Annotated in this window: 22 protein-coding genes; 6 read left to right on the forward strand and 16 right to left on the reverse strand. The window is 33.9% G+C overall.

The window, feature by feature from the left end:
• The first annotated feature begins 86 nt into the window (after positions 1 to 86).
• From ACLIJJ_RS14525 to ACLIJJ_RS14535, 3 genes are all read left to right on the forward strand, one after another.
• Positions 87 to 1,049, forward strand: coding sequence for an ABC transporter substrate-binding protein (locus tag ACLIJJ_RS14525; protein WP_411411157.1), 963 nt, complete (start codon positions 87 to 89; stop codon positions 1,047 to 1,049).
• 64 nt (positions 1,050 to 1,113) lie between these two features.
• Positions 1,114 to 2,091 (forward strand): FecCD family ABC transporter permease, encoded by a 978-nt coding sequence (locus tag ACLIJJ_RS14530; protein ID WP_233315091.1) that lies wholly within the window; start codon positions 1,114 to 1,116, stop codon positions 2,089 to 2,091.
• 5 nt (positions 2,092 to 2,096) lie between these two features.
• The gene (locus ACLIJJ_RS14535; protein ID WP_237942891.1) at positions 2,097 to 3,107 is read left to right on the forward strand and encodes a FecCD family ABC transporter permease; all 1,011 of its coding nucleotides are present in this window, start codon (positions 2,097 to 2,099) and stop codon (positions 3,105 to 3,107) included.
• A gap of 45 nt (positions 3,108 to 3,152) precedes the next feature.
• On the opposite strand, the gene ACLIJJ_RS14540 is transcribed toward ACLIJJ_RS14535, so the two are convergent.
• A complete protein-coding gene (locus ACLIJJ_RS14540) occupies positions 3,153 to 4,400 on the reverse strand; it encodes a sensor histidine kinase (protein WP_237942893.1) in 1,248 nt (415 codons plus the stop codon).
• Positions 4,381 to 5,076 carry a response regulator transcription factor gene (locus ACLIJJ_RS14545; RefSeq protein ID WP_233315088.1) on the reverse strand — a complete coding sequence of 232 codons (696 nt, stop codon included), beginning with the start codon at positions 5,074 to 5,076 and terminating at the stop codon, positions 4,381 to 4,383. Before ACLIJJ_RS14545 ends, ACLIJJ_RS14540 begins: the two co-directional genes overlap by 20 nt.
• A 300-nt stretch (positions 5,077 to 5,376) precedes the next feature.
• Between ACLIJJ_RS14545 and ACLIJJ_RS14550 the strand changes: the two genes are divergently transcribed.
• Positions 5,377 to 6,084: a YceI family protein gene (locus tag ACLIJJ_RS14550; RefSeq protein ID WP_251647537.1), complete on the forward strand. Its 708-nt coding sequence runs from the start codon at positions 5,377 to 5,379 to the stop codon at positions 6,082 to 6,084.
• Positions 6,085 to 6,252: 168 nt separating this feature from the next.
• On the opposite strand, the gene ACLIJJ_RS14555 is transcribed toward ACLIJJ_RS14550, so the two are convergent.
• The 3 genes from ACLIJJ_RS14555 to ACLIJJ_RS14565 all read right to left on the reverse strand — a co-directional run bounded on the left by ACLIJJ_RS14555 (position 6,253) and on the right by ACLIJJ_RS14565 (position 7,919).
• Positions 6,253 to 6,687, reverse strand: coding sequence for a hypothetical protein (locus ACLIJJ_RS14555; RefSeq protein WP_233315086.1), 435 nt, complete (start codon positions 6,685 to 6,687; stop codon positions 6,253 to 6,255).
• A gap of 77 nt (positions 6,688 to 6,764) precedes the next feature.
• On the reverse strand, positions 6,765 to 7,319 hold the full coding sequence (locus ACLIJJ_RS14560; protein WP_341081218.1) for an SF0329 family protein: 555 nt from the start codon (positions 7,317 to 7,319) through the stop codon (positions 6,765 to 6,767).
• Positions 7,320 to 7,397: 78 nt separating this feature from the next.
• Positions 7,398 to 7,919: a ClbS/DfsB family four-helix bundle protein gene (locus ACLIJJ_RS14565; RefSeq protein ID WP_233315084.1), complete on the reverse strand. Its 522-nt coding sequence runs from the start codon at positions 7,917 to 7,919 to the stop codon at positions 7,398 to 7,400.
• A 192-nt stretch (positions 7,920 to 8,111) separates the two neighbouring features.
• Between ACLIJJ_RS14565 and ACLIJJ_RS14570 the strand changes: the two genes are divergently transcribed.
• Positions 8,112 to 8,645 (forward strand): DUF6241 domain-containing protein, encoded by a 534-nt coding sequence (locus tag ACLIJJ_RS14570; protein WP_411411158.1) that lies wholly within the window; start codon positions 8,112 to 8,114, stop codon positions 8,643 to 8,645.
• A 200-nt stretch (positions 8,646 to 8,845) separates the two neighbouring features.
• On the opposite strand, the gene ACLIJJ_RS14575 is transcribed toward ACLIJJ_RS14570, so the two are convergent.
• Together ACLIJJ_RS14575 and ACLIJJ_RS14580 are read right to left on the reverse strand one after the other, a co-directional pair.
• Positions 8,846 to 9,349: a DNA topology modulation protein gene (locus ACLIJJ_RS14575; RefSeq protein ID WP_237942899.1), complete on the reverse strand. Its 504-nt coding sequence runs from the start codon at positions 9,347 to 9,349 to the stop codon at positions 8,846 to 8,848.
• 62 nt (positions 9,350 to 9,411) lie between these two features.
• Complete coding sequence (locus ACLIJJ_RS14580; protein WP_233315081.1) at positions 9,412 to 10,227, reverse strand: lipid II flippase Amj family protein; 816 nt, start codon at positions 10,225 to 10,227, stop codon at positions 9,412 to 9,414.
• 180 nt (positions 10,228 to 10,407) lie between these two features.
• Between ACLIJJ_RS14580 and ACLIJJ_RS14585 the strand changes: the two genes are divergently transcribed.
• Positions 10,408 to 10,587 (forward strand): hypothetical protein, encoded by a 180-nt coding sequence (locus tag ACLIJJ_RS14585; RefSeq protein WP_233315080.1) that lies wholly within the window; start codon positions 10,408 to 10,410, stop codon positions 10,585 to 10,587.
• 107 nt (positions 10,588 to 10,694) lie between these two features.
• On the opposite strand, the gene ACLIJJ_RS14590 is transcribed toward ACLIJJ_RS14585, so the two are convergent.
• The 9 genes from ACLIJJ_RS14590 to ACLIJJ_RS14630 form a co-directional block, all read right to left on the reverse strand.
• Positions 10,695 to 11,249 (reverse strand): hypothetical protein, encoded by a 555-nt coding sequence (locus ACLIJJ_RS14590; RefSeq protein ID WP_411411159.1) that lies wholly within the window; start codon positions 11,247 to 11,249, stop codon positions 10,695 to 10,697.
• A gap of 114 nt (positions 11,250 to 11,363) precedes the next feature.
• Positions 11,364 to 11,504, reverse strand: coding sequence for a hypothetical protein (locus tag ACLIJJ_RS14595; protein WP_233315078.1), 141 nt, complete (start codon positions 11,502 to 11,504; stop codon positions 11,364 to 11,366).
• Between the two features lie 269 nt (positions 11,505 to 11,773).
• Positions 11,774 to 12,592 (reverse strand): hypothetical protein, encoded by an 819-nt coding sequence (locus tag ACLIJJ_RS14600; RefSeq protein ID WP_411411160.1) that lies wholly within the window; start codon positions 12,590 to 12,592, stop codon positions 11,774 to 11,776.
• Positions 12,593 to 12,653: 61 nt separating this feature from the next.
• On the reverse strand, positions 12,654 to 13,277 hold the full coding sequence (locus ACLIJJ_RS14605) for an alpha/beta hydrolase (RefSeq protein WP_237942903.1): 624 nt from the start codon (positions 13,275 to 13,277) through the stop codon (positions 12,654 to 12,656).
• Between the two features lie 81 nt (positions 13,278 to 13,358).
• A complete protein-coding gene (locus ACLIJJ_RS14610; protein WP_237942905.1) occupies positions 13,359 to 13,748 on the reverse strand; it encodes a hypothetical protein in 390 nt (129 codons plus the stop codon).
• Positions 13,749 to 13,918: 170 nt separating this feature from the next.
• The gene (locus ACLIJJ_RS14615; protein ID WP_237942907.1) at positions 13,919 to 14,782 is read right to left on the reverse strand and encodes an aminoglycoside phosphotransferase family protein; all 864 of its coding nucleotides are present in this window, start codon (positions 14,780 to 14,782) and stop codon (positions 13,919 to 13,921) included.
• 143 nt (positions 14,783 to 14,925) lie between these two features.
• Positions 14,926 to 15,546: a DUF3885 domain-containing protein gene (locus ACLIJJ_RS14620; RefSeq protein WP_237942909.1), complete on the reverse strand. Its 621-nt coding sequence runs from the start codon at positions 15,544 to 15,546 to the stop codon at positions 14,926 to 14,928.
• A 78-nt stretch (positions 15,547 to 15,624) separates the two neighbouring features.
• Positions 15,625 to 16,722: a polysaccharide deacetylase family protein gene (locus tag ACLIJJ_RS14625; protein WP_251647552.1), complete on the reverse strand. Its 1,098-nt coding sequence runs from the start codon at positions 16,720 to 16,722 to the stop codon at positions 15,625 to 15,627.
• 534 nt (positions 16,723 to 17,256) lie between these two features.
• On the reverse strand, positions 17,257 to 17,703 hold the full coding sequence (locus tag ACLIJJ_RS14630) for a hypothetical protein (protein ID WP_411411161.1): 447 nt from the start codon (positions 17,701 to 17,703) through the stop codon (positions 17,257 to 17,259).
• Positions 17,704 to 17,976: the final 273 nt, after the last annotated feature.

The following is a 17,976-nucleotide window of genomic DNA, read 5'->3' on the forward strand; positions in this document are numbered from 1 at the left end:
AGAATATTAAAATATTAAATTGACAAACCAATCTACAATGATTATCATTCTCAATATAACTAAAATATAGAAAAAAGAGGGGAAAAATGTACATAACATCTTTTAAAACAAAACCTGTCCTAGTTGCTGCACTGTTTTCTTTATTCCTAGCTGGATGTTCAGCAGGTCAAGAAAATACAAATAGCGAAAATGTAGCTACACACTCTGTTACACATGAGCTTGGAACAGCAGAGGTTCCTGATAAAGCGGAGCGAGTTGTTACATTAGAGCTTGGCTTAACAGAAACGGCTGCTGCTCTTGGCGTGATACCAATCGGTGTTGCAGATGATGATAAGCCAGAAAGAATTGCTGAAGATACAATGAAATTAATCGATGGATACACATCAGTCGGCACACGTGCCCAGCCAAATTTAGAAGTAATTAGAAGTCTTAATCCTAATCTGATTATTGCTGATGTTGACCGTCATGAGAGCATTTACGAGGAACTACAAAAAATTGCGCCAACCGTTGCTTTTAAAGACGATGCCGCAAACTATGAAACGGTAGTAGAAACTACAACAAAGCTAGGTGAAGCATTAAATAAAGAGTCTGAAGCAGAAAAACTGATTACACAGCATAATCAATTAAGTGAGGAACTAAAATCAAAGATGGAAGTAACGGATAAGACAGTATTACAAGCAGGATACAGTGAAGGAAATGTATTTAGTGTATCGACTTCCTCTGCTTTTACACCTGGTTTCTTAACAACGCTAGGTGTTAATTATGCACTGCAAGATGATACTGCAACAACTCAAGAGCTAACGATTGAACAGCTTCTTAAAATCAATCCGGATACATTAATTGTGACCATTACGGAAGATGCTCCTTCTGTTTTGGAAACATTAAAAGAGGATCCTTTGTGGAATAAGCTGACTGCTGTCAGCAGCAAGCAAGTTTACGAGGTTGGTCATAATGACTGGTCCCGCCGGAGAACATTGTTAGCTATTGAGGATAATAAAGAGAAACTTACAGAAATCTTACAAAATATGAAAACAGAAAATGCAGAATGACTTTATAGTCGTTCTCTTTTTTTGGAGGTGAAATTCCATAGCTTCCCGGTTTAATCTATCATTCGTGTTTGCAGCAGGACTAGTAATTCTGCTAATATCCAGCTTTTTTTCTTTAAAAATTGGTGCATTTTCCTTTTCATCCACCCAAATAATAACCGATTTGTTTTCAAACTCAGAATCAGAGTCTGCAATCATTCTCCAGGATGTTAGAATGCCAAGATTACTTATTACTATGATTACTGGAGCAAATCTAGCTGTTGCTGGGGCATTGATTCAAGCGTTAATGCGCAATCCTCTTGCTTCACCGAGTGTACTTGGCATTAATGCTGGGGCCTCTTTAACGGTAGTATCTTGCTTAGTATTCTTTCCGGCGATTACCGGCTATTGGCTCATCATTACAGGATTTATCGGTGCTACTGTCGCCGCATTGCTTATTTTTATCATGAGTGTGGTATTTCGAGGAGGAAATATCGCTGTAAGCATTTCACTCGTTGGCATTGCTATTCAAGCGTTTTTTTCGTCTGCAACTCAATCAATCTTAATATTTAATGAAGAATCCATCAAAACAATTCTTATTTGGCTGGCTGGTATGACAGCAGGATCCACTTGGGACGATGTCTATCTTCTGCTGCCGCTTAGTTTGCTTGTTTATTTTTTTGCCTTTTGCTCCCATCGCTCCTTGTCCATATTGCTGTTAGGAGAAGAAGTCGCCATTAATTTAGGGCAAAGACTTGTGGCGATCAAGCTTTATGTAAGCATACTAGTCATACTGCTCGCCGGCGCAACCGTATCCATTGTCGGACCGATTGGCTTTGTCGGCTTAATCATCCCCCATATTGTCCGCTACTTGGCCGGACAAGATTATAAATGGGTGCTTCCATTAAGTGCTTTATATGGCGGCTGTTTATTAGTTGTTGCAGACATCCTTTCCCGGTTTATCATGTTCCCTGCTGAGACACCGGTAGGAATTTTAACCGCCTTATTAGGTTCCGTCTATTTTGTCTACCTGTCACGCACTAAAAAAATGAAAGAGAAGAGTTGAGTTATGTGAACTATAAACGACATCCGCTTTTTATTATGATGGGGTTGTGTGTAGTCCTCCTAACCCTGGCTGTTATTAATATTGGTCTGGGAGCAGTGCCCATTCCACCACTTCGAGTCATCTCTTCCTTGATCGGATTAGGAGAATACAACGAAACATACATTATAGTTTTTTACAGACTGCCCCGAATTGTCTTAGCCTTACTCGTTGGCGGATGCTTAGCTGTTGCTGGTGTAATAGCTCAATCAATATTACGAAATCCATTGGCTGCACCAGATACATTAGGTATAACAGGCGGAGCAAGCATTGGAGCAATCGGGTTTTCCCTGCTGTTTCCGGCAGCGTCTCCCTCCCTGACAGGTATCGCCGCTTTTATCGGCGGCACTATTGCTGCGGCAGCTGTTTATTTACTAACCTATCAACGCACCGGTACCGAACCTGCCCGATTGGCGTTAGTCGGTGTTTCTGTTAGTGCATTTTGCGGTTCATGTGTAGAGCTCTTTATTTTAAAGATGAATACAAACCTGCAGACATCCTTGCTTTGGCTGAACGGCAGCTTATTTGGACGTACATGGCAATCGGTAATTGACCTCCTGCCATGGGCAGTTATCTTAATAACTGTTACTCTTTTTCTAGCAAAAACTCTCGATATTTTCATCCTAGGAAAAGAATCGGCAATCGGTCTAGGTATCAAAACAGAAACGGCCACTGCAATTTTAATGGGATTATCCGTCCTATTGACTGGTGCAAGTGTTGCTGCAGCAGGAATGATTGGCTTTGTCGGACTAATCAGTCCCCATATTGCCAGAAAGCTAGTTGGCACAGTTCATCATTATCTTATTCCAACAACCACATTAATTGGAGCAATAATGCTGCTTTTTGCTGATTGTATCGGGAGAGGAATAATCCCTCCAATTGAAATTCCAGCAGGGATTGTCACTGCCTTAATTGGGGCACCATATTTTCTATTTTTGCTGTGGAAGCAATCGTCGAAGAAGGGATTGTTGACTCGGTGAAATTCAAATGGAAAAGGAGGAGCAATTATTTTTGCTCCTCCTTTTTTAACTCAATCGCACCGTAAAAGTAGTAATACCACCTGGAGTACTTTTCACTGTTATCTTCCCTTTATGTTTCTCTACAATCGATTTAGCAATAGCTAAACCAAGGCCGTTTCCACCATTTTTCCGCGAACGGGAAGGGTCATTACGATAGAATCTGTCGAATATTTTTTCTAAATGCTCTGATGTAATCCCCTCTCCCGTATTTGTTACCTCTAGTAATATTTCATTATGACGCTTTCTTAGATCTACTGTAATTAAGCCTTGAAGATTTGTGTACTTAATAGCATTATCTATTAAAATCATCACTAGTTGCTTCATTTGCTCCACATTACCAAAAGTGTTTAACTCAGGTTCGATATGATACTCAAGATTGACTTCCTTTTCATAGATAACACCTTCCATTGTCAGAATGACACTTTCGACTACTTTGCTTATATTGAAAGGAGCAAAAACTAAGTCAGAGCGTTTGTCATCCATTTCTGCCAGGTAAAGCAGGTCATTGGTAAGCAACTTCATTCTTTCTGTTTCTGTTTTAATGTGATGAATCCATTTTAATTGATTCGCAATTAAATCTTCCTGGTTGCTTAATAGTACATCTGTATTGGTATGAATGACAGATAGCGGTGTTTTTAATTCATGAGAAGCATCAGAAATAAATTGCTTCTGCTTATTAAACGCTTCCTTGACTGGCGCGATATAACGGTTAGCCAAAAACCTATTAACTATAAACACGATAATTAGCATAATAATACCTACAAGAATAAAGGTATAAATTAAATTATCGACGACTTTTAACTCGGCCGTAACATCAAGCGCATAAACATAATAGCCTGACTGATTTTCTTCCACCATATATGCCCAATTAGTATCATTTAGCTTTAAGCGTCCTTTAGAAGAGTCACTTGTTGATATCTCCTCTATAACTCTTTCATAGAATGCATTATCTAGGTCTAATTTAGATTGTGAAGATAGTATATTCCACTTGTCATCTGTCCTCAGCTCAAAGCATGGTAAAAGTTCATCCTTTGAAAAGCCGGTTTGTTCACCTTGAGAAGGTGGTGATTTGTCATCCTTGCTGATTTTGCTTTTTTTGTGATAATAATCAGATACCATTTCTAGATTAATGTTTATATCACTATTTACTTTTTGACAAGTAATAATGTAGATAGAGATAAATGCTGCTAGCATAATAATGATGATGGTAGCCATGTTGGCAATTAAGAAGCGATTACGTAATTTTGTGAACATCTGATGCCACCTCCAAAATATACCCTACCCCTCTTATTGTTTTTATTTGGACGATTGAATTTAAAAAAGCTAGTTTTTTTCGTAAAAAAGAAATATATACTTCCACATTATTATGTTCAACATCTGAATCAAGCCCCCATAATTTTTCAATGATTTGCTCTTTCGATGTGACCGTATTTTTTCTAATTAAAAGCAGCTCTAATAACTTGCCCTCTTTTAAAATTAATTTCAAATCTTTGCTTTTGCACATTAACATAAGGGTAGACATATTTAACTCCAGATCACCAAATTTCAAGGAATCTTCTGGAACTACTTCATTATTGCGTCTTAGTGCCGCTCTTATTCTTGCCAGCAGTTCATCAGTAGCAAACGGTTTTGCGATGTAATCATCTGCACCATTATCAAGTCCTGAAACTTTATCTGGAACTTCTCCTTTTGCAGACAGCATTACAACAGGAGTTGCGATTCCCCTATCTCGAATTGTTCTCAAAACTGTTATTCCGTCTAGTTCAGGCAGCATAATATCAAGCAGTATTAAATCATAAATGCCGGTGAGGATAAAATCCAGCCCTGTTTCTCCATCATGCACCATGTCCACATAATAATTGTTTTTACTCAGAATTTGCGCTAATGCTTCAGCAAGACCCACTTCATCCTCGACGATTAAGATTCTCATTATACTTCCCCTTACCTAGTTTAATAAAAGTCTAAAACCATATTTCATGAGGATAATCATAACACTTTTCAAAGTCAAATTTAAAATTAATTCATTGATTCTTCCATTTAAGATTCATTTAAGGTTCGGTTTATAAGATAGTCTTAGCACAGAACAGAAAGAAAAGGAGGAGCTGCTGTTACTTTTACTTCCAGTACGGACAAAGGATCATTAATTGATTAAATATGTAATGCGAAGTCTTTTGGGAGTAATTAATATGTCCATCTAAATTTAAATATCTATAATAAAAGGAGAATATAAATGAAGAAAAAATATATTATTTCAATAGCAGCAGTTGCTGTTCTTATACTAGGAATCGGAGGCTACACATTACTTAACAGCTTTATGGGAAATAATGTGGAGATAAACTCTGTGTTAGATCAAAATGAGGAATCTAGTACATCTGAAGCAAGTGCAGATTCTGATGCAACACCTGTTTCTGCAGAAGATTTAAACGGTGATTGGCAAATTGCTGACGCTTCAAGTGTATATTGGTCTGTTACAACATCACAAGAAACAGTTAACTTTGTCAATGAAGAGGTAACAGGCAATTGGACAGTGGATATAAATGACCCAACAGCAATGTCTGGTGAAGGAATTGTCGATATGAATGCATTGGATTCAGGGAATTCCCAAAGAGATGATCATGTCAAAGAAGGCGCTGAGTATTTAAATGTTACCGAATTTCCAGAAGCAACATTTGCGACAAGCACCTTTTCAGAATTACCAACAAGTTGGACAGAAGGAACTGTTGTACCCGTAACGATAGATGGAACAATCACTATTAAAGGCATCGAAAAGGATGTGCAATTTGAATCAGAAGCAATGTACCAAAACGGGCAGCTTCTGTTATCAGGAACTACTGTTGTGACATTCGCTGATTTCGGAATGGAAAACCCACATTCAGTAGCCTTAGACACAGAGAATGACCTTACTGTACAGTTGGAGCTTGTATTAGATAAGGCATAATAACTGATAAAGACGCCAATGGATGTTGGCGTTTTTGTCTTTTTTCTCGGGGTTAATAATCATTCCATTCTAATCTGCAACGCTTCCCTTTACCATGTTTACAAAGCATCTAGATTTTTAGTTTTTCTATTAAGTAAATAAGGACCCTTTGTTAGTAATGATTAAAATTTAACTGCCTGATATTATTAACTTTCTAGTTTTTTCATCATAAATTTTGTAACTAATTTCAACCATATGATCTTTTGTAACTGTCACTTCACAATAGTAAGGGATTGATTTTCCATAAGCATCTAGTTCAGGAATATTCCTAAAGGAAAACCATTCATCTTTGTTGAGCATGTTAAATTCTGCTGATGAAGAGCGACCAGCTGTATCTATTTCAATAACACATTTTCCAGTGACAACATCATATTCCTTGAGTACAACATATTTCACGCTTGGAAGAGTAATCACTAGCATTAAAACACCTATCAATAAAACTCCACCATTTTTTATTATTTTTAATAATGAATAATCCTTACCACGATAAATTACAATAAAGGAAATAACTGCTGCTATTACAAACAGCACTCCGAGGCTAAGCATCAAGTAGTATAAAAACATTTTTCTCTCCCTATCATTATTCTTCTGTTGCTTATATTATAGCATCGCTCTTCCAGAATCCTACCATTTCAAAAAACTCACTTCGAGATTTTTATCCCTTCCACACCACACCTAATAGAATAGAACTTGGTAATTATGGGATGAGTATCCCGAGATAGATTTAATTTTTTTAACCTTCTTTTACCTAACCTTCTATCTAACATAGAAAAAGCCTGAATAATAATATTTTCTGAGTTTATAGCTTGCTCAATAGTTAGAGAATTGTAATTGATTAGTGCTGCATAAAGATGGTAACTTTGAAAAATGCTTTGCGTTATCATAATCTCTTCAGCAGCATCTGAAGCTATTAATAATTCTCTTCGTTCGAGGGAGTTAAGCATTACATTCCAATCTTGGTTATAGGGGATTTCCTTTAGTACTTTTTCATCCTTAATCTGTTGATATAGCTTCTCATGTTTAACTGCATATGTAACATCAGATGCTGTTAATATTTCATGTTTGTCCAAAGTAATCCATACCCTACTTGGACTATCATGATATTTCCGATAAACCGCTGCATGTATTTGAATTCTTCCTTTTAGCTTATCACTTAGAAAACCTTCCAATGTAGTTTTCAACTTACTCCATTGCAAAACATTCACCTTCACTTTTTAATCTGTCTAAATATCTAAACGCTCTTGGAGAACTAATCTGCATTTTGTTTATAATACTTAATCTATAACTCTACTATCATTCGTAATAGAATTAGCGATAACCTCACATTTTTTTATAGCCCAGCTATAATGACTAGCAGTGTTTGCTGTGAAATAGCTGTATAAGTTTGTTGTTTTTGTCCACTTATAGTATTTTTTTGTCATGATTTCTTCATTAGTATGTAATTTAATAAGATTCGTGACCCTTCCATGGCTTAGCTTTAATTTTTTTATCGCTTGATTTAATGTTACATCTTGATAGTTAGCCCAAATTTGCATATTTAACTCTTTCAGATTACTCCATTTAAATCCTGGTGCCGGCATACAAGGAATGTCCCCATCCATACCTTCTCTGTGCCATCTTTCAAGCATTGCTTGCCACTCATAAAGATGCATTAATACATCACGAAAATTCTTATCTCTTTCTTGAGTTTCAATAGATTGAGTCCTTTTTCTGCTAGGCAATGACTCAATTATTTCTAACAATGTTTTCAAATTTATATCGCAGTTTATTAATAATTTTTCTTTTTCATTTTTCATAGGCGTATCCCCTCACTTTTACTATATATTAACATAAGAACATACGGTCTTTTATTGTACTTTCTAAAAAACTGGAAAAATCTCTAAAATTATGTATAAGAATAAATAGATATATATTATTTTTTACAGAATTTTTTTAATTGTTAATTTATAATATATTGATACGTTCTTAATAAAGAAGGGAGTATGTTTGTGAAGAAAAAATTTTGGAGAAAAAATACATTAATTATAATTTGTTCTATCCTTATTGCTGGAACAGCAGGATACTCTGCGTATTTACAATTTTCTAAAGCTGATGTCAAAGTTAGCGAAGTAACAGCCACAGCTGAATCGGATTCAAACACAAAAACATTTATTGAAATTGAGGAAACTAATGCTAAACCAGTTGAGGAAGAGTTCCCGCTAAATATTGGTGAAGGCGAAGTGCAAATAGCAATACATAAAATGTCACATCAAAAAATTGAAGCAGATGAAAAGTGGGGATTTTTGCCGCTGACTCAAGAGCGAATCAAGAGACTGATTAAAGTTGTTAACAGCGGTAATTATGAACACAAATCTCTGTATTTAGAAATACTTAACCGCTGGTCAAATGGAGACTTTTCACAAGCAGATAAAGATCATAACGCTATTTGGAGGCTGCAAGGCGGTTCAGTCGGTGAAGCGACAGGTGTATTATCAACAGAGGAAGAAAAAGCGTTTATTGAAGAGCATTTTGATGTGGATTAATGACATTATGACTTTTGAACAATGATACCTTATTTAAACTGTTTGTCAGCTACTTATGGTAATTATTCCGTTCTGTGCCTAAACATATTTATTATGATTGGATGGACTATAAAAGCATGTTTAATTTTTGAATACATGCTTTTATTACATCTTATTTTCTTATCTAGAATAACCTCTAATGCAAATGGAATTACTTAGTATCAAAGTCTTTCTAAAAATAAACGAACCTGTTTTGGAGTATTAAGTATAACCACTTTCTTATGTTTAGATAAAACCTCTAGACTTTTCAATATAACAGGTCTTTTCGTATGAGGATACTTCCAAATCCACTTAAAAAATGCAAAAGAAAATCTTTCTTCACAGCCTTCTCCCATATCTGGCCTAGTTTTATGATGATATTTTAGTATCCTTTTAATCATTCTAAACATACAAGTCCATCTAGAAATATCAAGAAAAATGATTGTATCTGCTGCATTCAGCCTTATATCCATTGTACCGCCATAGTTCCCATCGATAATCCAGCTTTCTTCTTTCACTAATTCAACTTGAATATTTATTTGTTCATTTTTCGGGACGCCAACCCAATTAGGCTTCCAGAATAATACATCAAGATGATATACCCTCAAATTTAACTTTTCCCCTAATTGCCTGGCCATAGTTGATTTACCAGATCCACCAGAACCAATCAATACAATCTTCTTCATTCATATTACACCTCCCCTATAATGACAAAAAGCCGCCATATGGCGCCTTCGTATTAGTTAAATCAAATTAACTTAACAAACCATGCTACATAATATGCAGCTGGTATAAATATTAGTTGTGCAACAATCGTACCAACAAACTTGGAACCTATCATTGTGAGAGAGTAGCTTTTTAGATAAATGTAATCAACCTGTTTCTTCATGACTTTATCTGCTAGAACAGATGCTTTTGGGTCTATAAATAAAGTTAGCAATATGGTCGCTATTCCATTTATGATGCCAGAAGACATTAAAGCAGCCGGAGCATACGTTTCAGGTACGAGCATTGAAGCATAAATAGACGACAAAACACCAATCGTAAACACTGCAGAAATAACTACATTAATGATAAAAAGTCGTTTAGGAATAGTCTTAAGAGTAATCCCTTTTAAATATGTAAACCTCGGAAGACGAAAACACATTACCACCTTTTTAAAACCATTTTTATTAAAATTTTTTATAAATAAAGCTACAACAGAACCACTTTGTTGAGAAAGTTGAATGATGGCTCTCGAGAAAATATTAATGAATGTAGGAAATAAAAATATTCCTAACAATACACCAAAAGATGTAACTCCTATCAAAACTCTATATTGCTCTTCAATGTAATGCATTGGATTAATACTTGGTGCTTCTGCAATAAGCTTTGCTGTTAAAGGTTGTTGAAACATCGTAGAAAACCTAGAAACAATAAGCAATGTACTAAATAAAGATAAAGCTGTTGCGATTAACTTTACCCTTGCACCTGAAATTCTAGTAGAATATGCTAATGTTTCAATCATTGTTACTAACAATAAAAATAATGATATTAATAAGACTTTACCTGTAACTAGATCCATAATAACTCCTCATTAGTTAACTTAAATATCTTAGATTATTATAGACCATTATACAAAAATTGATAATATAAAGACTCCAATCTTAGGAAAATAATATTAAACTTATTAAATAAAATCATGAAACTTTATATTATTGAAAACGTATTAAATACTAACAATTAAACGGAGGTGAGTTTTAATATGGAAGGTAAAAAATGCTCAGAGTGTGGGGGAACTTCTTTTTCTCAAGGAAGTGACTATATTAACCTTAGACCATTAAACAAAAAGATGGCAATTGGTTCTGAGAAAATCTATACATACTGTTTAAACTGTGGAGAAGTTATTTCTATAAAGATTGTGAATCCCAGCAAGTTAACTTAAATTTGTTATTCATTGTACCTTTTTCTACAGGTACTTTTTTTGTTTTTGAAAAAATTAAGTTAAGCTCGTTTTTGTTAGTTAAAATTCTATCTACAGCAAAAAAACATTTAAATTCCCCTAATAACATGATGATTTGCATCAAAACAAGTTGTTTCTGCAGGAAAGGTCTGAGTTAAATCATCTGGAATTTTGTCATACTTCAAAAAAGTTTCCTCCTCTGAAACAGTAAAAGTTAAACTATAATTTTCATTCAATAAAGCTGCAGTAATTTGAGCAATTTTTTTATTAGGATTTTCCCCATAAATTATGCCATAAACTCCGCTATTTGTTTTTATATCTACATATGATACTTTACTGGTACCATACCCTGACATTTTTATTTTATATTTTCCATTCCATCCTTTATTTAATTGTGCGTAACCAGTATATTTATTATCTAGTTCAAAAAGCACAACAGAAGTATTTGAATTTCCCAATGTGACTACATCTAAGACTTTAACCTTAACTTTTTCTTCCTCCCCTCTATTCTCCCATTCAGTTAAACTGGACTCTATTGATTGGCTATTAGCATCAATAACGTAATCATTATTAATATAGAAATAAAGAAAACCAACTAATAGAAATAAAAATAAAAAAGGTATAAATATTACTTTTTGCTTCATTAAATATCCTCCAGATGGTACTAACCTCATCAAACAAAATACTAGCCCTATATTGAAAAACCAAATGTAATTATGTATAGTAAGGAAAAATCGATTAAATGTGCTAAATCCAGCCTAAAAAGCTACCATACCAATCATCCGGCCTACTCCATATCCAACTAAAATGATTGAGAATCCTATCATTACATAAATACTAACTTTAATAAATTCACTCTGTTCATTAACCTTCTTTAATATAGCGTTATAAATCCCCATAATATTATTACTCCTTCTATATCACTGCTCTAAAACAGATTATTCTAAAGCTGTTGTTAATATTAAAAATCCTGTGATGTTGACATATACTATCTTGTTATATTTATATACGTTTCTTTAACTGTTTGGTTTCACTTAGAGGTATATTGATAGACTGTTGACATTATAAGGACGCTCTACATTCTTTCGGACTTACTACTCCTCGAATAAAATAGCTTTCCCATTTAAGGAAAGCTCTATGTTATACTGACCTATTGCTAATTTAGACTTTATTCTGTAATACATTCGTCCGGATTCATCTTCAGAAGTTTCCATTTACCATCGTTCATTTTCCGAAATTGCGCGATTTCTACGTCTGTACCATTAGTTAAAGTAAAAAATAGAAAACAATAATAAGCCCCGTCAGTACCAAGAACATAAATATTTTTAACATATCCCTGCTTTACTGTTGGATATCTTTTCTTAATTAATTTACACCAATCACCATACTTTACATCTACAACGGATTCGGCATTATGTTGCCAAAGATGATATGGAGCACATAAAAAATCTTCACTGAACTGCTGAATATCGTTTATACGGTAGCCATTTCCTTCAAAACTAAGCTCCATAAATCCATATGAGTAACCAAAAAATTCAGCAGCTGTTTCTTTAAAACCATGGATTGTTTCTAGTTCATAAAAAAAACGTAATTCTTCTTCACCTGGTAGCCTGCAAAGCTTAATAAGACTAATATGTCCTATCCCTGCAAATGAGTTAATGAAATCCTCATAATGAACTTTATCTCGTAATGCATTACTAAACAAATTGTAGGCAATTGGATATGGCGTCTTTGCATTTCCAACTGATCCACAGCTTCTGACATATAGATTTTCTGCCTCACGCAAAATGCTAAAATAATTAACAACAGTATCTTCAGGAGTATTAGTCAACTCTGCGGGTAATTGTATCTGGTTATAGTAGTTCTCCCCAAATTGGTCAAAGAACTCAAAATTAAATCTTAAATTTAATGCTGGTAAGCAGGAAGGCCGGAAATATTGTTGTTGATGTGCTTCTTGGTCCAATTGATTCTGGTTTCTTAATGACATTTGAATCACCTCATTTTAGTTTATGGGCAATCCGTTTTTAGGTGCAAATCAGCTTAATATTCTATATTTCAAAATTACTTATTTCCATAAGTACACCTTTCAAAATTTCAACAGATTCTATAGGAAGTCCATCCAGCTCTAAACTGTGATTTCCTCCTTCTACCAGATGGAAAGTCAGTTGTCGATTGTTTTTCAATTTTTCAAATCGTTCCGCAATGAAACAACTGTCTTTATCACCAATAATACACAGTCCTTTATTTTCACTAGTGACCATTGCTTTAAATACATCATCTCTTTGCAATAATGGAGTTAACCATATAGTTTTTGCATCTTTCAACATTTTATTATGAAGCAAATAACTCAGAGCTATCGTTCCTATCGATTTTGCCACTACAAAAATATTTTTGTATTTCTTGTTCTCAATGGCTTTGTCGATTGTACGTTGTATTTCTATTGTAAAATACTTTTCACTTAAGTAAGATAACTCTTGCTTACTGAATGAATAATTAATATGTAATACATCAAACCCTTTAGTGTAAAACAAGCTTGTTGTAAAGTGTAACAACGGAGCCTGTGTAGTATAGCCCGCCCCTGGTAAGATAATAACTAAATTATCCGCTGTTTCTTGCTGTTCTATTAATCTGAATGGAATACTGTAAGAATCAAAAATTTCTTTATTAGTCACTGTTTTATCACTCCCAATAGTTTTACGGTTCTCTAATTTTTTTCTTAAACTATTAATTAGTTTCCTTCTTCAGTACGCACGTTATTTCTGTTGATCAAAACTTACTTCCGTTTGCTTCTCAAATGTATTATATGATCCTAGAATCGTTAATTCACCTTCAAAACCTTGCTTTGTCCATCTTGAATAAAAGCCTGGATTTTCATCATCAAATTCTGATTTAATATACTCACTCTTCCACCCTAGTTCAGGCAGTTTATTAACATAATACTCATAGACTTCATTCAAGTGGTCCCCATTCCTAACATAATTTACTCTTGTAGGTTCTAAACCCTTAAATAAAGGTATATCTTCATGTTGTTCAGGGATAATTGACATACCTTTATAAGTTTCATCTGTCAATTGTATATATACTAAACTCCCCGCAAAAATTACTATTATAGTAATCGCTAATAATAACACTATTTTCTTCACATTAAACTCCTTATGTATGTGTTTCTTAATTTACTTTCACCATAAAAAGGGATCAGCCAACTTTATAGTCTTTAATTTATATTAAGTATAAGAATAGTTCCAATCTTTTATTAATCCAGAGAAGAAATTGATTTAAAAATCCCCTCCTTCCATAAATTCCAGCTGTTTTTTTATCTCAAAAAGGCTTGTAATCTCCCCAAATTTTCCTCCATAAACACAGCATTCTCTTCCACTCCACGACGTTTACACCAGCCAATACTATTAAACGCATCAGTAAATTGATAAAAAGGCAATACACTGTCTAAATCAATTAAGGGTCTGATACTCTCATAGCCTTCTCGATAAGCCTTATACAAAGCAGAATCAATACTCAGGAAATCACGGTACAATTTAGTGAAATCAATTTCTGTGGAACCAAACCGAACACTTTCAAAATCTATCACTCCAGCAACTTTATCATCATCAACTAATATATTTGCTGGACGAAAATCCATGTGGATAAAGCTAGGTCCATCAGGTGTGGGGAGTTGAAGTTTCATTTCCGCAAACTTTTCGAGTGCTTGTTTATATAAGGTGGTTGGTAAGATGTCTTTTACATCTTCTGCAAAGCTATAAAACTGGTCTTCTATGAATACAGACCAGTTGGGAAACGCATTTTGGATCGTATTCAACTTTTCGCCAGAGTTTGCTTTGATTGTATGCATGGTTGCATGAACTTCTCCAACTTGGAATGCCACTGAATGTGAAGCAGCAGTTGTTAGCGGTCTCCCCTTCAATGCTGATAATAAAAAAGCACCGCAGCACTCCTCATCGCCTGACCAATAGTCCAACATTTCAGGAATGGAGACATTCCCCTTTAAAAGGTTATATGCTTCCAATTCTCGGTGATACTTTAATTTTGAATAAGGAATTTTCACATATACATTTTCACCATTTTGCAAATTACATATATAGACTGTGGAACTGTATGAATCTTCAACCTCACTTATTGATAATACATCTAGTCTAAAATGTTGAATGATTCTATTTATCATTAGTATTACCTCCTTATTCTATGCTTCAATTGTAGCTAACCGTTCCTTTTATTCCAAATTATACCACTCCATCTGATTATCCTGCCACTCTAGAAAAATTAAAAAATAAGGGCGATTCAATAGTATTGAACCACCCTTACAATTTATTTAAAAACCTTGTCAATCAAATTCCGATCGTAATCTAATATCCAATCATTAAAAGTTTTATAAATACTTCTTATATTCTCTGGTGATTCAGCTAATAAATCACAGCCTCTATCATCGTAAACATGAAAGATTGTTTTTCTATCAATATTAATAAAATAGACTCTATGATAAATACTTGGTTTTAGTGCCAAATCTTGATTACAAATTGCTTTTAACAGCGGAATATAGTTGAGATCTGCTGCTTTACATTTTAGAGTAAATCTATGTGTTTTGTATATTCCTGCTTCGTCATCTTCAGGAAAAACATAAGCTTTGATTTCATGGCTCAGCCTGTACAATAAGGATTTTTCAACATAGGACGAAAAGTTCCCTAGATTTCGTCTAATATTTCTCCCCTTATGAAAATCACTTATATCCATCACTACATAAATATCTTCCTCAGGGGAATGTAATGCTTCAAACAAGGAAATCGCCCTATGATAGCACCCAAGTATATACGGGTTATCTGGATAGTCATATTCCCTTTCCCAATTAACCCCAAGTTCAAAACGAATGCCGATATCCCAGCTATAAAACAAGGGCGGTCTCAGTTCTAAAGCCGGGAAGTTTGTATTCATATAATTATTTAATAGCATGCTACACCGCTTTTCTTATTCTTACTTCTCAATCTCTTACAGAAAGTTTACTAGTTATTCTTATTGAGCTTGAGTGATTGGATAACAACGGTCATGGCATTCAAAACTATACGGTTCAAGTTTTTCATCTATGATTTCTGCTTGATAGTTATTATCCTTTAAATAGTTTAATAGAGTAGGAAGTTCAGAAGCTGTGCCACTTCTGTCATGCATTAATATTATTGGTGAATGCTTAGACGGATCTAATTGTTTTAGTTGTTCAATTATATTTTGTACATATTTTTTATTGGAAACGCTCCAATCACTGCTGTCCACATTCCAATCCCAGATGACAAATTTATTCTCTTTTAAAACGTCTCTAAAAGAATTTGTTAAATAAGGAATGCTTCCATACGGCGTGCGGATTAAGTTTGTTTTAACACCTGAGATGTCCTGTAATGTTTTTTGAGCTACTTGCATTTCATTTAAAGCTGACTCTGCTGATTGATAAAATTTATTTACATCATGGGTAACGCCATGTAAACCAACTCCATGTCCGTCCTTAACCGTTCGACTAACCGCTTTCGGATAAGTCTTCATAGCAGGTTCTAACATAAAGAATGTTGCTTTTACATTATACTTGTCAAGGGTATCTAAAATCTCAAAAGTAGAAGAAGTCGGACCATCATCGAAGGTTAAATAAACTACTTTTTCATTCGCCTTAACTTCTGTTGCTTTTTCAGTATCTTTTGTTTCCTCTGGTTTTTCGGTGTCTTTTGTTTCTGTTGTTTTTTCAGCGTCTTTTGTTTCTTCTGGTTTTTCTTCAGCCTTTTCTTCTGTTGCTTTTTCAGCGTCTTTTGTTTCCACTGATTTTTCATCAGCCTTTTCTTCTGTTGCTTTTTCAGCGTCTTTCGTTTCTACTGGTTTTTCATCAGGTTTTTCTTCGATTGTTTTTTCAGCTTCTTTCGTTTCCGTTTCTTTCTCAACGTCTTGCGTTTCAGCTGGTTTTTCACTGTCTTTGTTTTCATCTGTTTGTACTTCTTCGTGTTTATCTATTTCATTGTCTTCAGCCATTTGTTGGGGCGTAGAGTCACTTGATAAAGTTCTATTTTTTTCCGTAACAACTAACAAAATTAATATTGACAACATACAAAAAACGATAATCCCTATTCTTTTCATCTTCCTGTCCTTCACTTTCTACTTTAACATTATGTAAATTAATATATTGAGAGTTTTTTGTACGAATAAGCACAAAAAGGCCAAACAACTCTAATAAAGCAATTGTTTGACCTTCTTTTTATATTAAAAGATAGAAGTAAAAACAAACACCTAATTCTTTATTATAAACACCATGCTGGTTCATACAGTATTGTATTTTTAGATTTATATTCTTTTGAAAGCTTCATCCAAACAAATTAATTACATTCCTCCCATCTATTCCTTAACGTTTCATTTTAACGCATTTTTATTTCACATTTTTTTCCTTAACAAACATCTCTTAATTTAACATAAAAACTATATTAAAAGATTAATTAACTTACACTATTTGGAATAATAGAACTATAGTCCCTATACATCCATATTTAGGCAATATCAACTCCATACTAAATTTCCTATAATACGCTTCTTTTTTAGGAGTATCCTTTATAAAGTCCTTAGTATATAAGACCTTTACGAATTTTTTCAAGGGCTGCTCTCTAGAGTAGCGTTATGTTAACTATTTTCTCTAAATAAATTATCAATCTCTAAATTTTCATTTTTAAAAATGAAATATTTTGAATTACTATAGCTAGGATTTTTATGTGTAGATACTAGAAATGATTCATTCCCAATTATCAGTATTTCACCTAAGGAATTTTTATCCTTCTTCATAGCAACACTATAGTATTCTTCTGCGGTAAAACTCTGTGGTTCTCTAACCCATTTAGAATTTCTAAAATCAGCCATTATTTTTTTAATTTCTTCATGATTAGTTACGGTCACTAACAGTTCTTCATCACTATTCCGGCTCATTTTTTTGACTTCTAATGAAGTTATCTCCGCATTTTCCATGTTAGTTATTGCAGTGAAATTTTTATCCTTAAAATTAACATTATAAATAATGAATGCTAATAACCCTGCTAATACCGTTACGCCTGTGATCAATAAGAATTTCTTCATTTGAACTCTCCTAGCAATGTTGAATCTAATTTTTTAGCAAACTGCTATTAATTTCACTCAAACTTATTAAAGGAAGAATATTTTCATAAAAGAATATAAAAAAGAGAGGAGAATAGCAGTAGCATGACTTAGCATAGCTGAAAAATTCACTTTATGTATATACAATTAGTAGAGGTAACGGAAGTATATTATCTGAAGTTTATGAGAGTATTTAACAAATTTCAGCTACTAAATTTTTTTATATTTAATGATTTTTAATACATACCAGCCACC

It is taken from the genome of Niallia laureatilytica (genome assembly GCF_046613985.1).
Lineage (GTDB): Bacteria > Bacillota > Bacilli > Bacillales > Cytobacillaceae > Niallia.

What these genes read in the sequence shown, in the direction of transcription:
- ACLIJJ_RS14525 (WP_411411157.1), top strand. Translation starts at nt 87, where the DNA reads ATGTACATAACATCTTTTAAAACAAAACCTGTCCTAGTTGCTGCACTG.
- ACLIJJ_RS14540 (WP_237942893.1), bottom strand. Translation starts at nt 4,400, where the DNA reads ATGTTCACAAAATTACGTAATCGCTTCTTAATTGCCAACATGGCTACC.
- ACLIJJ_RS14545 (WP_233315088.1), bottom strand. Translation starts at nt 5,076, where the DNA reads ATGAGAATCTTAATCGTCGAGGATGAAGTGGGTCTTGCTGAAGCATTA.
- ACLIJJ_RS14550 (WP_251647537.1), top strand. Translation starts at nt 5,377, where the DNA reads ATGAAGAAAAAATATATTATTTCAATAGCAGCAGTTGCTGTTCTTATA.
- ACLIJJ_RS14555 (WP_233315086.1), bottom strand. Translation starts at nt 6,687, where the DNA reads ATGTTTTTATACTACTTGATGCTTAGCCTCGGAGTGCTGTTTGTAATA.
- ACLIJJ_RS14565 (WP_233315084.1), bottom strand. Translation starts at nt 7,919, where the DNA reads ATGAAAAATGAAAAAGAAAAATTATTAATAAACTGCGATATAAATTTG.
- ACLIJJ_RS14575 (WP_237942899.1), bottom strand. Translation starts at nt 9,349, where the DNA reads ATGAAGAAGATTGTATTGATTGGTTCTGGTGGATCTGGTAAATCAACT.
- ACLIJJ_RS14580 (WP_233315081.1), bottom strand. Translation starts at nt 10,227, where the DNA reads ATGGATCTAGTTACAGGTAAAGTCTTATTAATATCATTATTTTTATTG.
- ACLIJJ_RS14585 (WP_233315080.1), top strand. Translation starts at nt 10,408, where the DNA reads ATGGAAGGTAAAAAATGCTCAGAGTGTGGGGGAACTTCTTTTTCTCAA.
- ACLIJJ_RS14590 (WP_411411159.1), bottom strand. Translation starts at nt 11,249, where the DNA reads ATGAAGCAAAAAGTAATATTTATACCTTTTTTATTTTTATTTCTATTA.
- ACLIJJ_RS14595 (WP_233315078.1), bottom strand. Translation starts at nt 11,504, where the DNA reads ATGGGGATTTATAACGCTATATTAAAGAAGGTTAATGAACAGAGTGAA.
- ACLIJJ_RS14600 (WP_411411160.1), bottom strand. Translation starts at nt 12,592, where the DNA reads ATGTCATTAAGAAACCAGAATCAATTGGACCAAGAAGCACATCAACAA.
- ACLIJJ_RS14615 (WP_237942907.1), bottom strand. Translation starts at nt 14,782, where the DNA reads ATGATAAATAGAATCATTCAACATTTTAGACTAGATGTATTATCAATA.
- ACLIJJ_RS14620 (WP_237942909.1), bottom strand. Translation starts at nt 15,546, where the DNA reads ATGAATACAAACTTCCCGGCTTTAGAACTGAGACCGCCCTTGTTTTAT.
- ACLIJJ_RS14625 (WP_251647552.1), bottom strand. Translation starts at nt 16,722, where the DNA reads ATGAAAAGAATAGGGATTATCGTTTTTTGTATGTTGTCAATATTAATT.
- ACLIJJ_RS14630 (WP_411411161.1), bottom strand. Translation starts at nt 17,703, where the DNA reads ATGAAGAAATTCTTATTGATCACAGGCGTAACGGTATTAGCAGGGTTA.